The sequence below is a fragment of the Streptomyces sp. NPDC002754 genome (assembly GCF_053592315.1).
Genome location: NZ_JBSFVM010000002.1, coordinates 232,928 through 247,024 on the forward strand (window position 1 = coordinate 232,928; position 14,097 = coordinate 247,024).

Sequence of the window (14,097 nt, forward strand, 5' to 3'; positions counted from 1 at the left end):
CGGACACCCGAACCTCTCTACGCTGGAGCACCATGAAGAAGGTCGCCATCGTCGGCTGCGGAGGCAGCGGCAAATCCCACGTGGCCCGCGAACTGGGCAGGATCCTCGACGCCCCGGTGACGCACCTGGACGCCGCGTTCTACGACGACGAGTGGAACGCGTTGCCCATGGACAAGTTCACCGACGTTCAGCGCGAGCTGGTCGCGCAGCCGCGGTGGGTGATCGACGGCAACTACAACTCGACGCTGCAGGTACGGCTCGAAGCCTGCGACACGGTGGTCCTGATGGACGTGTCGACCGTGGCTGCGCTGTACGGGATCTTCTCCCGGCAGATCCGGCACGGAGCCGGACACAAGGGCAACGGAGTGCACAACCGCATCCACTGGGGCGTGATCAAGTACGTCGCCACGTACCGGCGCAAAATGCGCCCCCGCGTGATGGCGAAGATCGAGGAGTTCGGCTCCGGCACCGACGTAGTGCTGCTGGCCAACCGGCGTCAGACGCGCCGCTGGCTGCGGAAGGTCGCCGCCGAGCAGTGCTGACCGGCCCGCGCCCCCGGCCAGGGGGTGCGGCATGAACGAGCCCAACCCGTTCCTGGACCCCGCCCGACAGTCGGAGCTGTACGGGCACGCCTCTCGGCTGGCCGGGCGCACCAGCGCCCTGATGCGAGCCAAGACCACCGGCCACCCGGTGCCCGAGACGATCGTCAGCCTGGTGCAGACTCATCACGCCCGGCCCGACCGGCTCGGCGTGGTGCTCGACATCGGCTGCGGTCGTGGCACGAGCAGCCGCGTCATCGCCGAGCAGCTCCGGCCCGAGCGCCTCGTGGGGCTGGACGCCGCCCCCTCCCTGCTCGCCCAGGCCCGCGAGCGCGCCAAGGACCTGCCCGACAGCACGGTGGACTTCGTCGAAGGCGACTTCCACGACCTCCCTCTGCCCGACGGGTCGAGCGACATCGTCGTCGCGGCGTTCTGCCTCTACCACTCGCCGCGCCCCCAGGACGTCGTCGGACAGATCGCCAGGGTCCTCGCCCCCGGTGGTGTGGCCGTGCTCGTCACCAAGGGCCTCGACAGCTACCGGGAGATGGACCAGCTGGTCGCCGCCGCCGGCCTCGATCCGCGTGCCGCCCAGCACGAAAGCCTCTACACCGCAGCCCACAGCGGCAACCTCGCCGACGTGGCCGCCTCCTCGCTCGACGTGATCGCCGTCCTGGACGAGGAGCACGTCTTCACCTTCGACGGCCACGACCACACGGCGCAGTACCTGGCCACCAACCCCAAGTACGACCTGGCGCCCGGCCTGTACGGCAACCCCGGTGCCCTGGCGGCGACCCTGCACGAGTTCCTTCCCGACCAGCCGCTGACCACCCGGTCCCGGATCACCTTCGTCGTCGCCCAGCCGAAGGAGGGAGGAGAGCCGGCATGAGCCCCGCCTCGTTCACCAAGCACTACGCGGAACCGGAGCGCGCGGCGGGGGCGGTGCGCCACTACCGGTGGCTCACCGCACACGCCAAGCCGCTGCGGCAGCCGGCTCTCCACACTGCCGGGCCGCGGTTCCTGACGTTCGAACGGATCGAGGGCCGCCCCGTACGTCCCGAGGACCTCCCGCGCGTGGCGGAACTACTCGGCCACGCCCACGGTGCCGCCTGGGCCAGCGACCTGCACTCCGCCTCGCTGGACACCCCGCACCTCTTCGAGGACGGCACGCTGTTTGACGACTACCTCGGTCCCCGGAAGGTCGCTCTACGGCGACGCCACGAGCAGGGCTACCTGCCCAACAAGACGGCCCTGCACGCGATGCTCGGCCTGCTGCAGGCGACCGCCGAGGGCCCGTGCGTCTTCTACAAGGACAGCAACCCGCGAAACTTCATCATCACCGCGCAAGACATCGTCGCCGTTGACACCGACGACCTCTCCCTCGCCCCGCTGGGCTACGACCTCGCCAAGCTCGTCGCGACGCTCCACCTGACCTACGGGCCACTCACGGACCAAGCCGTCACTACCGCCCTGCTCGCGTACAACGCGGCAGCCCGACGCTACGACGCCCGGCTGGGCACGACGGACCGGGGCCAGCTCGACAGCTTCCTGGGCCTGCACGCCGTGCTCACCGCCCCGTACGTCGGCCGCAACGGCTACCACTACAGCCTGCCCCTCCGTTTCACGCACCGAGGAGCCTCATGATCACCACCGAACTCGTCTTCGTCCGGCACGGCCAGGCCCAGTGCAACGCCGACGGCTTGGTCGGGGGCCCGCGCACCTGCAACGGCCTGACCAACCTCGGGTACGCCCAAGCCGAACAGGCCGCACGCCGCCTGGCCACCGAGCATCTGAAGAAGCCCTTCGACGTCATCTACACCGGCCCGCGGATCCGCCTCGTCCAGACCGGCGAGATCATCGCCCAGACGCTCCAGATCCCCGTGCTCCACGACGAGCGACTCGACGGCCCGGTCCACGGCGACGCCGACGGCCAGCCCTGGGACGCGGTGAAGACGGCCGCCGACGGCGGGCCGCACGCCCACCCCGACACGCCCTGGGCCAACGGCTCCGACACCTGGAACGGGTTCCTGAAGCGCGCCAGCAGGAACCTGAGCCAGCTCATCGAGGAGAACCACGGCAAGCGCGTTATCTTCGCCGCCCACGGGGAGACGGTGATCACCGCACACACCCTGCTGCTCGGCATCCCGATCGGCTCGCCCGCCGGATTCACCCACAACCACGCCTCGATCACCCGCTGGCAGCACCACCGAAACCGCCTGGGCCAGAACCGCTGGATGCTCGACCGGCACAACGACACCGAGCACCTCAGCCTCCTCACGCCGGAGCCGACCCCGTGATCGCGACCTCGCGCGACCCCCGGATACAACTGGCGCACCAGCTCCTCGGCACAGTCGACATCGCTGCGGACCCCGCGCTCCCGCCCCGCGTCGTACGCCTGGTGGCCGGTGACGGGCGTCAGTACATCGCGAAGCAGCACGCGGAGCGAGACCGGTACGCCGGAGAACTCCACGCCTACGGGGCGTGGGTCACCCATCTGACCGGCCATGCACCGGTGTTGGTCGGCCGGGATGATGCCACCCGCATCCTGCTGCTCACCGCACTCGCAGGTGACCGGGCGGACGCCTTCGCTCCGGGCTCGCCGGAGGAGGAGCTGGCCCACCACGAGGCCGGGCACGTGCTGGGCAAGCTGCACCGAGCCACGGCCATGCCCCAGGGCGGTGCCGTCGGCGCCTCACTCGCCGAGCGGTTCCAGGGGTGGATAGACCGGGCCGTCCACGCCGATCTGCTCGACGCGGCCGAGGAGAACCTGCTGAAGCACCACGCGGTCATCCTGGGCACCAGCCACATGGACAGCGCGATCTGCCACCTCGACTACCAGCCGCACAACTGGCTGCTCGGCGACACCTTCGGCATCTACGACTTCGAGCACATGCGACGCGACGCAAGGGTCCGCGACTTCGCCCGGCTCGAATTCCGACGCTGGCAGGCCGCCCCCCACCTCCGCACCGCCTTCTTCGACGGCTACGGACGCTCACCCAACGACCTCGAACGACGCCTCCTGGAGTCCTTCGGCGCCATCGAGGCGGCCACAGCCCTGGTCAAGGGCCACCAGGAGAACGACGCCGCGCTCAGTGCGCACGGCAGAACCGTCCTGTCGCGGCTCGCCTGACCAGCCCCTTAGACGACACCACTCTGGAGATCTCCGTGCCACAGCACGAGCAGCCCCCGACCAACGCTTCCCCCCGACGGGCCGTGGTGACCGGCTCCGCCGGATTCATCGGCTCCCACCTCGCCCACGCCCTCGTCCAGGCCGGCACCACCGTGATCGGCGTGGACCGCCGAGACCCGTCTACCGACCCGACGGCCGCCGCCAACCTCGCCGCGCTGCGGGGTCGCCCGGGATACCACCACGTCACGGCCGACCTCCTCCACTGCGCGATCGACCCGATCCTGATCGACGCCGACACCGTCTTCCACCTCGCCGGCATCCCCGGCGTACGGCCCTCGTGGGGACCGCAGTTCGGCGACTACCTCGCGTCCAACGTGCTGGCCACCCACCGCGTCCTCGAAGCCTCCACCCGGATCGGCGTATCCCGGCTCGTCGTAGCCTCCTCCTCCAGCGTCTACGGCCCGACCGACGGCGACGCGAGCCGCGAGACCGACCGCCCCAATCCCGCCTCCCCGTACGCCGTGACCAAGCTGGCCGAGGAGCAGCTCTGCCTCGCCTATGCCAAGCGCCCCGGTGGCCCCAGCGTCGTCGCCCTGCGGTACTTCACTGTCTACGGCCCCCGGCAGCGCGCCGACATGTTCACCCATCGCGCCCTGTACGCCGCCCTGACCGGGCAGCCCCTGCGCCTGTACGGAGACGGTCACCAGCGCCGAGACTTTACCTACATCGACGACGTGGTCGCCGCCACGATCGCCGCCGGCGTCGTCCCGAACGCTCACGGCACCATCAACGTCGGCGGCGGCTCGAACGCATCGCTGCTGGACGTGATCGACATCGCGAACAGCCTCACCGGTCGCGAGATCCAGCTCCACCAGGACCACGTGCGCAACGGGGACGTCCTGCTCACGTGCGCAGACCCCGGACGTGCGGGAGAGGCCCTCGGCTGGCAGCCGCGCGTTGACCTCCACAGCGGACTGCGCGCCCACATGCAGGCTCTGGCCGCCCCGGTTCCGGACTACAGCCGGGCCGCGTAGCCCTACGCCTCGGAACCCGAGAGGAATGCTCATGGAAACTCCCGAGCGAGCACGGCTGGACGCCTTCTTCCGGAGGATCACCGCGCAGTTCCCCGCCGGGCAGGCGATCACGACGCTGGTCATCACCCACCTGCTTCCGGAACGCCCCGCGTTCTTGCGCGCTATGGCCGCGGTGTCCACGATCGGTGCCGTCCTCCCCAAGCCCCGGTCGATCCACCAGCCGACCCTCGACACTGTCCGCCGCACCCTGCCGGTCCACGACCTGAGCCGGGAGCGGTTCACCGACGAGACCCAGGCCCTGCACTATCTGGAGGACACGGCTGGCGGCCAGGACGTCGTCCTGGTCGACATCGGCGGGTACTTCGCGGCCAGCCTCGACACCCTCGTGAACAAGTTCTCCGGCCGCATCCTCGGCGTCGTCGAGGACACCGAGAACGGGCACCAGCGGTACGCGGCCCTCGGCTCGCTGCCGTGCCCGGTCGTGTCCGTGGCCCGCTCCCCGCTCAAGGACTGCGAGGACCACCTCGTCGGCCGGTCCATCGTGTTCTCCACCGACGCCCTCGTCCGCGCCCGCGGGGACATCCTCACGAGCCGCAGCGCCTGCGTCATCGGCTTCGGCAAGATCGGCCGCTCGATCGCGCAGACCCTGCGCGCACAGGACCTGCGCGTCACCGTGTACGACAACGACGCGGTCAAGCGGGTACAGGCGCACGCCCTCGGCTTCCACACCAGCGCCTCCACCACCGAGGCCGTCCACGACGCGGAACTCGTCCTCTGCGCCACTGGCAATCTCGCCCTACGGCACGAGGATTTCGCCGCCCTGCGCAACGGCGCGTACCTCGGATCGGTGACCTCTTCAGAGGACGAACTCGAACTCAGCAGCCTTGACGACCTCTACGAACGGCAGCCTGTCGGAACCCAGTTGACCCGATACGAGGTCACTGGCCACTACTTCTACGTCCTCGCCGACGGGGGTGCGGTCAACTTCGTGCACGGCGCCGCCGTCGGCACCTACATCCACCTCGTCCAGGCCGAGATACTCGCCGCCACCGCCGCACTCAGCCACGCGCGACTGCAGCCCGGACTGCACGAGATGCCGGCGGCCGACCGCGACACCATCGCCAGGACCTGGCTCCGCCACTTCGAACGGTGACCTCGTTGCCTCCCGCCACCGAACACATCCGCACGGTCACGGAGGCGTACCTCGCCCGCCACCCGGACGAGCGCGCCTCCATGACGATGCTGTTCGACGTGCTCGCGGGCGCGGACGATCCCACCAGCCGCAAGACCTTCCCCGCCCACGTGACCTGCAGCGCCATCGTCATCAACGGTGAACGGCACGTGCTCCACATCCTGCACAAGGCGTCCAGGAAACTTCTGGCGCCCGGCGGGCACAACGAACCGTCCGACCAGCGCCTGCGCGACGCCGCCCTGCGCGAACTGCACGAGGAGGCTGGCATCCCGCCGAGCGCCGTGGTTCCCCTCGCCGGCTACGAGGACATCCCCCTCGACATCGACGTGCACGCGATCGACGCGAACCCGTCGAAGAACGAGCCGGCCCACCACCACGTGGACTTCCGCTGGGCCTTCCAACTCGCGACCGATCACGCGGTGGTGCTGCAGGAGGAGGAGGTCGACGGCTACCAGTGGCGGCCGTTCGCGACCACTTCCTCACCCACCGTCCGCGCCAAGCTCGCCCAGCTCACCTGAAGCCCTCGACTCCGACCACCAGGAGGACGCCGTGGCCGCCACCACAGCCCGACAGACCGACGCCGAACGGCGCCGGCACATCGCCGTCATACCGTGCCGCTGGGGTGCCTCCCGCTTCCCCGGCAAACCACTGGCCCTCCTCGGCGGCAAGCCGCTGCTCTGGCACGTCCACCAGCGCTGCCTGGAAGCCAAACGCCTCGACGGAGCCATCGTCGCCACGGACGACGAACGCATCGAAGCGGCGTGCCGCGAACTCGGCATCGACTGCATCCGCACCGGGGAGCACCTCACCGGCACCGACCGCGTCGCAGAGGTCGCCGAGCGCCTCCCGGCCGACGGATACATCAACGTCCAGGGCGACGAGCCGTTCATCTCGCCGACCGCCATCAACGACGTCTCCGAGGCCCTGGAATTCACTCCGCCCGGCACCTTCGCCGTGAACGCCTACACCGAGCTGGTCGACGTCGGCGCCGTCCTGGACCACAACGTCGTCAAGGTTGTCGTCACGGCCCGCAGCGAGGCCCTCATGTTCTCGCGCCAGCCCATCCCGTACCCGAGGGGTGACCGGCCGAAGTACCTGCGCCAACTGGGCCTCTACGGTTTCACCGGCGAGGCTCTCCAGCACTTCCGGCGGCTCCAGCAGGGGCCCCTGGAGCGTGCGGAGGGAGTAGAGATGCTGCGTTTCGTCGAACACGGTCACGCCGTGCGGATGGTCCCTGTCCTGGACGACGGGGTGGCAGTAGACACCCCTGAGGATCTGGCGCGAGCTGAGCGCCTTCTTGACCATCGCAACTGAGGCATCGGCAAGAACTCAATGGTCCCTGTTGGGCGACTTGTTCCATTTCCCGGGCATCAACTAGGTTCGCTCCGTGAGGGGTTAGCGTCAGTCATCAAGCACACTGGACAGAGGCTAGCCGCGAAACGGTACGCCCCTTGGAGGTCGAACTCCAGAGATAATTTAACGATCAATAGTCTAAGGCGCGCTGGCCTTTTCGATCTTGACCAGTGATAGTGGCCTGGTCTACTCGGGTGACCTTTGCAACACAGCCTTCTCTCATGATCGCTAAATCCCCCTTGTACGCTTAGGCGCGGACAGTTCGTGCCGGTAGAGCGCCGTGCGCATCGGATACAGGCTCCAGCCTGCCAGCGCCTCGCCTAGGTACTGGGTTTGCAGTGAGCATGAATGGAGCGACTATGCGTTGGCGTAGGGATCCTTCACGTCGCGCCCTTGTGAGGGAATGCGAGAGGAAGCTCGCTGATCTCCCTATACCAACCCCCTTCAGCGTCGAGACGCTGGTGAGCAATATGGAAAGCGTGTTGGGGCGCCAGATCCAATTGGTTCCACTGGATGACCCCGACGGGGGCCTCGGGACAGCGTGCGGCCTACGGGTGAAAACTCCGGAGGTGACCATAGTTCTCTATCGACGTCGCTCAAGCCGAAATCAGACGGAACACATCATCCTCCATGAGATCGCACATGAGTGGATGGACCACGGCACGTCACTGACGGCTGTCGAGATCGAGCGATACGTACCTGAGCGCATCCGGCAGGAAGTTCTTCGGCGTTACCCGTCGGCCCTGATCCAAGCGCGAGTCGACTTCGACAGTCACGAGGAGAAGCAGGCTGAGCTTTCAGCCTCGTTGATTAAGCGACTGGCGCGCCGCCAGTCTGCTACCGGAGACGATGTAATCAGCCTGCTGGAGTATTCGTTGGCGCATCCGGTCGCTCCACCGCGGCGTCGGCGGTAGCTCAACTCGACCTCAGCTCTCGCAAAGCCCCCAGCAATCAGTCTGCACTCTGCAGGAGCCGTGAGCGGCGACAGGTGCGGCACGTATAGATCGACTGATCCCGTGTTCGACTTCTTCAAATACTTCACTGCGGCAGTCATGACGCTGATATCCGTCTGGCGTTTCCCAGCCGTCAGGTACGGCGATGCGCACCGCAGGGCGCTCTGGGGCGGCTACGCTGGATTTGCGGTCGCTCTGTGTCTCTACACCCCAGTAGCAATGGTCGCAGTCGATCGCATTCCTATAGTCGATCTCAGCGCTCTGCTCCGGCACTTCGCCAGCACGGCGGCGATCATGGCAGCCCTGACCTACGTCGCCACCAGCTACGGCAAGACTGCTGAGACCGTCGTGCCCAGGCACGTTGAGGTCTCGCGGTGGATCGCCCGAGCGTCGTACAGGGCCGGTGCCGTAGGCGTGGTTCTGCTCGCGATCCTGTTCTTCACCGTTGTTCAACGAAACCGGCCGAGCGAAGATTTCCTCATTGACCACGCTGGACAATGGGGGGTCGCGGTCTACATGACCGTGTTCTATTTCTTCCCGCTGGTCACCACCGCCGTATGCGGCTATCAGTGGACGAGGGCGGCACGCCGAGCCGAAAGCACGAGCATGCGCATCGGGCTCGGACTAATGGGCTTCGCAATGTGGATGGGGCTAATCCACACGATTGCCAGAATTGCCATCCTGTGGAGCGCCGTAATATTTCCACTCAGTCGATCAACCGTTCGCTTCCTTGTCGATGCCACCGCGATTTGGATGAACCTCCTTTTCGTTATCGTCGCTGTAGGGGCGAGCATTCCGACAACCCGTGCGGCTGCTGCGCGTTGGAAGACATTCCGAACGCTGAATCTGATTTATCCACTCTGGTTCGATCTGGTAGAAGCTTTCCCCGGAACAAGCCTTTATCCACCCGGTCGGCGCATTACGGAACTTCTGCAAATTCGCGTTCCCATCGACGTCCGTTTGGACCGATGGACGCAAGACATCTCCGACGCCTGCGAGAAGCTGCGCTACTACGTCCCGCGCGACTTGATGTTTTCCGCGGACGACGCAGCATCCATGCAGTCCGATCCTGAGCCCGCTGCGGAGGCGTACTGGATAAGGGCCGGACTTCTCGCCGCTAACGCTGAGTCTGTCAGACCGCTCTCGGCCACGCCCATGAGGGATAAACCGTTTGTCGACACCGAAAGCGAAGCTGCGTGGTATGTGCGAGTCGGCGCGTTCTATACGCGGATCACCGGTGATCAAGCGCGAGAAGTTCTCGAAGACTCCGAGAAGTTGGAATCGGACTCTCGGCTGTAAGTCTGAAGAGAGATACACGGGTGATTATCGCAACTGTGTTTGCGGCGTACACGCCCTGTCACTTAGAGCCGCGATCTTGCGCAGTAGCGTGAGATTCGGCACCATCGGGCGTGTGGTCGCGACTGGTACCGTGGGCGAGGCGGACAAGGAGGTTTTGCCCGCCTTCTACGTGCACTTCCTGGCCGACGATGCGCAGCTTCTGTGACTGTCATACACGCCGGGTCCGAGACGCTGTCCGGTCTGGATAGGCGTCCGAAATATCAGCAATGGAGTTCCCCGCATGTCCAACCGCCGTACCGGCCTCATTCTTGATTTCGGAGGCGTTCTCACCACCCCTCTGCTGCCCGCTGTGTTGGCGTTCGAGCAGCGTGAAGGGCTTCCCCAGGGTGCCTGCCTCACCGCCCTGTACAAGGACCCGGAGGGCGTCCGGATCACTAGTGATCTCGAGCGCGGAGTGGTGTCCCAGAGCGAGTGGAACGAGTTCGCCGGCAGGATGTTGAATGTGTCGGCAGACGGACTGATGGGGAGGATCTTTGGCGACCTCCGTCCCGAGCCGCTGCTGATCGACGCAGCCGCCGCAGCGCGCGAAGCCGGGATCAAGGTCGGCATCCTGTCCAACTCGGTGGGCTTGGCGCCGTGGGACCTGTACGACGGATACGAGCTGGAGAAGCTGTACGACGTCGTCGTCATCAGTGAGCACCACATGATGCGCAAGCCTGACCCCCAGCTCTTCGAGGCCACACTCAAGCTCATGGGGCTGCCCGCCGAAGAGTGCGTCTTCGTCGATGACACTGAGGCTTACGTGCAGGCAGCGGAGCAGCTCGGCCTCGCCGGCGTGCATAACCAGGACCCGAAGCAGACGGTCGCAACTCTGTCCGAGCTTCTCGGCGTGGACCTGGCCGCTTCGTAGAACTGCGTCGACTTCGTCTGCACGAAGGGGCTACGGCTCAGCCTCCGCGGAGGCTGAGCCGTAGCCCCTTCGTCTTTCCGGTCCGAGGTCTGTGGCGACTCGGCTAGAGCCAATTAGTGCTGCGAACGATCTTCACCCGCCAGCTGCCGGCGGGTTCATTCCTCGTCCTGAACCTCGGACAACTTGTGCCGCAGCTCTCCCACGAGCCTGTTGATGTCGGCCATCGTTCTCAGGGACAGGATCTCGTTGCCGCGTGCGGCCAGGCCAAGGACCTGTCCCTGGTGGATCGAGCCGATGAAACGAACAGCCTCCAGGAACTCCTGGATCATGGGGCTCAGTTCGGCGTCGTCGCCGAACAGCCAGGGGGGAACCTGGAAGGCGTGGGCTAGGCCGGCGCGCACTGCCTCCGACGCCGCGGTCTCCGTTCCTTCGCGTAGCTCGCCGATGCCCGCGGCGGTGGCGGCTGCCGTCGGCGCGTGCTGGTTGACGATCTGGGCAATCTCCGCGTCGGAGAGCGTCTCCTCCCCGGTGGAGCCGTACTGCAGGAGAAAGTTGATCTTTTCTCCGACCGTGCGGGGCGCGGCTTCTTGGTCGTCACGCGGGGAGGTGGTGCGAATGCCGAATGAGCGATCCTGTGCCGCGAGCAGCTCATCATCGGTCACCCCGTACGCCGCCGCCAGTGGCTTCACATAGATGGCGTTGAGCCTGCGCCGCCCGGACTCGGCATTGCCTACCGGTCCTCGGCTGGCCCCGATGATTTCGGTGGCCTCCGCCACGCTGAGGCCGGCGTCGCATCGCAGAAGCTGCAGGTCCGGCGGTCCCTCGTGGGGGAAGAGTTCGTCGAGCGGCTCTTCGAGCGCCGTTGCGATCGCCGGCAGCTTCTCGCCCTTGGGGAAATCCTTCCCGGATTCCCAGCGTGCGACGGTGGCACCGCTGACTCCCACCAGTTCGCCCAGCTGCTTCTGGTGCATATCCCTGCGTCGGCGGACAGCCCGAACGAGGCTGCCGTCGAACTGACGAGGGGGCACGGGGACTCCTGGTGGGAGGTGGTGATGAGCTCGGTGTCGGGATCAACTGTAAGCCAGGGTTGATGCATTTCCGAAACTGACGTACGTTTTCGTATCGCACCCCTGCTGATCAGGGCGATTCTACGGTGCCAACCCCTGGGGGACCTCTATGCGTAATCCTCTGTCATGACCGCTGGCGCAACGAACGCCCGGAAGGCGCCCAGACGGCGCGGATTCATCTCGCCCTCTCCTTGGTGAAGCCAGCCGGCACCGGGTGAGTCGACCACAAATGATCTTCCTGGCAACGGGATGGACTTGTCCGCAGGGTCTACGTATGTTCGTCGTCCCACGTCGGGCAGCGCCCCGGAAAGGGGCCGATGACCAGCGAAAAGGAGGCGGGACGGATGCCGGCATACGACCAGTGATCTGACCCCAAAACTGAAACCGGCGCCGAGGAGCTACCAACTCCCAAGCGCCGGGCTGGCACCCCGAGGGGCGCCAATTACACATCACGCGGGCGGCAGGGCTTCTTGCACGAGACCGCCGCACCGCGCTCCTTCGAACAACGGAGTATCGCATGCTCGCCACGCCGAGCGGAAGCCCGGCCTGCGCGGACGACGGCCGTCCGCGCCGCCTCGCCGCGCAGCTCGCCGACATGATCCCGGGGGCGGCCACGATCCGGGTCAGCCTCACAGACCCGACACAGACTTGGCCTCATCTGCACGCCGTGGTCAAGAACGAGGCCGGAAGGACCCTGGAGCTGGGTCGCCCGATCGCCAGGGTCGCGTCACGCTGGATCCTGCGGGTCTGGCCGGAGGTGGACTGGATGCGCCCGCACACCTTCTGCCTCGCCGACGCCACCCTGACCCGCAGCGACCTGGTCGCCGCTGAGCGGGGCCGCTGAGATGGCCCGGATCCGAACCGTCAAGCCGGAGGCGTTCACGTCCGAGTCGCTCGCCGAAGTGACCGTGGCGGCCGAGCGGACCTTCTTCGGCCTGCTCACCCAGGCCGACGACCATGGCCGCCACCGGGACAACGCCGCGATCATCGCGGGGCTTCTCTGGCCCCTGCGCGCCGAGCACACCTCGGTCCACGTCGAAGACGACCTCCACCAGCTCGCGAACGCCGGACTGATCTGCCGATACACCGGATGCGACGGCCGCCTCTACCTCCACATCGTGACCTGGTCCGAGCACCAGAAGATCGACAAGCCGAGCCAGTCGCGCCTGCCCTCGTGCCCGCAGCACCAGGCTGCCGACCGGTGCGCCCCCTGCAAGGGCTCCTGCTCCCGGAGGGGGAAGGGCTCGCCCACCACTTCCCGAGGACTAACTGAGAGCTCGGCGAGGGCACCCCGAGCCCTCGATCTGCCCGCCGCACCCTCCTCGACGGTGTCGGAGCAGGCAGACGGGCCAAGCGCCGACCGGCAGGGCGCCGCCGATGGAGCCAGCAGCGCACCCGGGCGGACCGGAATCAAAAGTGCAGGTCAGAGGGTTGTCTCCGGCGGCTCCCCGAACCTTCCCCGAAGCCTCCCCGAAGGCTCGGCGCCTGGATCTAGGATCTTGGATCCTGGATCTCTTGTCCCTACGGGGCGCACAGCGCCCGCAGCCGGCATCTCCGCCAAGGACCTCGTCGGGGAGTACGTCGCCGGGTGCGACCAGCGCCCCCCGAGCGACGTGATCGGGCACCTCGGCCGGATCATCAAGAAGCTCCTGGACGAGGGCATCGCACCGGCGTACATCCGAGCCGGGCTGGCGAACTTCACGGCCAACCCCAAGCACCCAAGCGTGCTGACCAGCATGGTCAACGAGGCGATGAACGCTCGCCCCGGCGGTTTGGCGCGGCCGGGAATGCGGCCTAACGTGCCCGCCCACCAGGCGTGGACCAACCCGGCCAACGCTTCTGCCGCCTACGCCGAGGAGCTGTGATGCACACCCGTCACCGCGAACCCCAGCTCCTCGGCCACGAAGGCACCCTGGAGCGCATGGCCCGGATCCTGGCCGCCCGCAACATCGACCCGGCCGACGCCGCGCTGCCGGACGACGCCGAGCCCTTCTCACCGCTGGACGCTCTGCTCGCCGGGATGCCCCCGCGCTATCAAGCGGCTGTCGCCGACCACCCCACGGTCCTGGAGTGGGTCCGGAAGGTCACCGACGCGGCCGTCGCCCCCAGCCGAGGAGCCCGACGACAGGTCACCACCGGCCCTAGCTTGCTGATGGCCGGGGTCGTCGGCGCGGGCAAGACGCACCAGGCGTACGGCGCGGTCCGAGCGCTGGTGCAGAGCGGGGTCGGCGCGCGCTGGCGGGCGACCACCGCCGCCGACCTCTACGCCGATCTCCGCCCCCGGCCCGGGGCGGACAGTGAGCGGGAGCTGGCGGCCGTCAGCCGGTGCCCGCTGCTGATCATCGACGACCTCGGCGCGGCCAAAGCGAGCGAGTGGGTCGAGGAGATCACGTACCGGCTGATCAACCGGCGGTACAACTACGAACTCCCCACGCTGATCACGACCAACCTGGCGATCAAGGACCTGCGTTCCTACCTCGGGGACCGAGTCGCCAGCAGGCTCGCGCAGATGACCACCCGAGTCGAGTTCGAGGCCGTCGACCGCAGACGCCACAGCGCCGCCGCCTGACCCTCCACAGGCCACCCCGCCGGACCGCGCCCTCGCACCGCCGTCCCCCGGGCA

The 14,097-nt window shown here is 67.2% G+C and carries 16 protein-coding genes; 15 read left to right on the forward strand and 1 reads right to left on the reverse strand.

The features are described 5' to 3' along the window. Window positions 1-32: 32 nt before the first annotated feature. The 12 genes from ACWD2L_RS08410 (at window position 33) to ACWD2L_RS08465 (ending at window position 10,407) form a co-directional block, all read left to right on the forward strand. On the forward strand, window positions 33-542 hold the full coding sequence (locus ACWD2L_RS08410) for a topology modulation protein (protein ID WP_451187919.1): 510 nt from the start codon (window positions 33-35) through the stop codon (window positions 540-542). A gap of 31 nt (window positions 543-573) precedes the next feature. Continuing rightward, the gene (locus tag ACWD2L_RS08415) at window positions 574-1,425 is read left to right on the forward strand and encodes a class I SAM-dependent methyltransferase (protein ID WP_033949340.1); all 852 of its coding nucleotides are present in this window, start codon (window positions 574-576) and stop codon (window positions 1,423-1,425) included. Further along, complete coding sequence (locus tag ACWD2L_RS08420) at window positions 1,422-2,180, forward strand: phosphotransferase (RefSeq protein ID WP_004921006.1); 759 nt, start codon at window positions 1,422-1,424, stop codon at window positions 2,178-2,180. The genes ACWD2L_RS08415 and ACWD2L_RS08420 overlap by 4 nt, the downstream gene beginning before the upstream one ends. Beyond that, window positions 2,177-2,833, forward strand: a complete 657-nt coding sequence (locus tag ACWD2L_RS08425; RefSeq protein WP_362434953.1) for a histidine phosphatase family protein — start codon at window positions 2,177-2,179, stop codon at window positions 2,831-2,833. Before ACWD2L_RS08420 ends, ACWD2L_RS08425 begins: the two co-directional genes overlap by 4 nt. Further along, entirely contained in the window at window positions 2,830-3,666 is an 837-nt protein-coding gene (locus tag ACWD2L_RS08430; protein ID WP_451187922.1) for an aminoglycoside phosphotransferase, read from the forward strand. The genes ACWD2L_RS08425 and ACWD2L_RS08430 overlap by 4 nt, the downstream gene beginning before the upstream one ends. Window positions 3,667-3,701: 35 nt before the next feature. Then, entirely contained in the window at window positions 3,702-4,700 is a 999-nt protein-coding gene (locus tag ACWD2L_RS08435; RefSeq protein WP_451187925.1) for an NAD-dependent epimerase/dehydratase family protein, read from the forward strand. A gap of 31 nt (window positions 4,701-4,731) precedes the next feature. Then, window positions 4,732-5,853 (forward strand): adenosylhomocysteinase, encoded by a 1,122-nt coding sequence (locus ACWD2L_RS08440; RefSeq protein ID WP_451187928.1) that lies wholly within the window; start codon window positions 4,732-4,734, stop codon window positions 5,851-5,853. After that, complete coding sequence (locus tag ACWD2L_RS08445) at window positions 5,850-6,410, forward strand: NUDIX hydrolase (protein ID WP_451187931.1); 561 nt, start codon at window positions 5,850-5,852, stop codon at window positions 6,408-6,410. Before ACWD2L_RS08440 ends, ACWD2L_RS08445 begins: the two co-directional genes overlap by 4 nt. A 31-nt stretch (window positions 6,411-6,441) precedes the next feature. Then, window positions 6,442-7,206 carry a 3-deoxy-manno-octulosonate cytidylyltransferase gene (locus ACWD2L_RS08450; RefSeq protein ID WP_451187934.1) on the forward strand — a complete coding sequence of 255 codons (765 nt, stop codon included), beginning with the start codon at window positions 6,442-6,444 and terminating at the stop codon, window positions 7,204-7,206. Window positions 7,207-7,814: 608 nt separating this feature from the next. After that, the gene (locus ACWD2L_RS08455; RefSeq protein WP_451187937.1) at window positions 7,815-8,159 is read left to right on the forward strand and encodes a hypothetical protein; all 345 of its coding nucleotides are present in this window, start codon (window positions 7,815-7,817) and stop codon (window positions 8,157-8,159) included. 102 nt (window positions 8,160-8,261) lie between these two features. Then, window positions 8,262-9,497 (forward strand): MAB_1171c family putative transporter, encoded by a 1,236-nt coding sequence (locus ACWD2L_RS08460; RefSeq protein ID WP_451187940.1) that lies wholly within the window; start codon window positions 8,262-8,264, stop codon window positions 9,495-9,497. A 280-nt stretch (window positions 9,498-9,777) separates the two neighbouring features. Then, window positions 9,778-10,407 carry an HAD-IA family hydrolase gene (locus ACWD2L_RS08465; RefSeq protein ID WP_451187942.1) on the forward strand — a complete coding sequence of 210 codons (630 nt, stop codon included), beginning with the start codon at window positions 9,778-9,780 and terminating at the stop codon, window positions 10,405-10,407. Between the two features lie 155 nt (window positions 10,408-10,562). Here the strand turns inward: ACWD2L_RS08465 and ACWD2L_RS08470 are convergent, their stop codons facing one another. Continuing rightward, complete coding sequence (locus ACWD2L_RS08470) at window positions 10,563-11,435, reverse strand: helix-turn-helix domain-containing protein (protein ID WP_451187945.1); 873 nt, start codon at window positions 11,433-11,435, stop codon at window positions 10,563-10,565. A gap of 556 nt (window positions 11,436-11,991) precedes the next feature. Here ACWD2L_RS08470 and ACWD2L_RS08475 point away from each other — a divergent pair. From ACWD2L_RS08475 to ACWD2L_RS08485, 3 genes are read left to right on the forward strand one after another with little or no spacing between them, the layout of a single operon-like run. Continuing rightward, the gene (locus ACWD2L_RS08475) at window positions 11,992-12,318 is read left to right on the forward strand and encodes a transcriptional regulator (protein WP_451187948.1); all 327 of its coding nucleotides are present in this window, start codon (window positions 11,992-11,994) and stop codon (window positions 12,316-12,318) included. A 1-nt stretch (window position 12,319) separates the two neighbouring features. Then, window positions 12,320-13,339 carry a hypothetical protein gene (locus tag ACWD2L_RS08480; protein WP_451187950.1) on the forward strand — a complete coding sequence of 340 codons (1,020 nt, stop codon included), beginning with the start codon at window positions 12,320-12,322 and terminating at the stop codon, window positions 13,337-13,339. Beyond that, entirely contained in the window at window positions 13,339-14,043 is a 705-nt protein-coding gene (locus ACWD2L_RS08485) for an ATP-binding protein (RefSeq protein WP_451187953.1), read from the forward strand. The genes ACWD2L_RS08480 and ACWD2L_RS08485 overlap by 1 nt, the downstream gene beginning before the upstream one ends. Window positions 14,044-14,097 lie beyond the last annotated feature (54 nt).

What these genes read in the sequence shown, in the direction of transcription:
- ACWD2L_RS08410 (WP_451187919.1), top strand. Translation starts at nt 33, where the DNA reads ATGAAGAAGGTCGCCATCGTCGGCTGCGGAGGCAGCGGCAAATCCCAC.
- ACWD2L_RS08415 (WP_033949340.1), top strand. Translation starts at nt 574, where the DNA reads ATGAACGAGCCCAACCCGTTCCTGGACCCCGCCCGACAGTCGGAGCTG.
- ACWD2L_RS08420 (WP_004921006.1), top strand. Translation starts at nt 1,422, where the DNA reads ATGAGCCCCGCCTCGTTCACCAAGCACTACGCGGAACCGGAGCGCGCG.
- ACWD2L_RS08425 (WP_362434953.1), top strand. Translation starts at nt 2,177, where the DNA reads ATGATCACCACCGAACTCGTCTTCGTCCGGCACGGCCAGGCCCAGTGC.
- ACWD2L_RS08440 (WP_451187928.1), top strand. Translation starts at nt 4,732, where the DNA reads ATGGAAACTCCCGAGCGAGCACGGCTGGACGCCTTCTTCCGGAGGATC.
- ACWD2L_RS08465 (WP_451187942.1), top strand. Translation starts at nt 9,778, where the DNA reads ATGTCCAACCGCCGTACCGGCCTCATTCTTGATTTCGGAGGCGTTCTC.
- ACWD2L_RS08475 (WP_451187948.1), top strand. Translation starts at nt 11,992, where the DNA reads ATGCTCGCCACGCCGAGCGGAAGCCCGGCCTGCGCGGACGACGGCCGT.
- ACWD2L_RS08480 (WP_451187950.1), top strand. Translation starts at nt 12,320, where the DNA reads ATGGCCCGGATCCGAACCGTCAAGCCGGAGGCGTTCACGTCCGAGTCG.
- ACWD2L_RS08485 (WP_451187953.1), top strand. Translation starts at nt 13,339, where the DNA reads ATGCACACCCGTCACCGCGAACCCCAGCTCCTCGGCCACGAAGGCACC.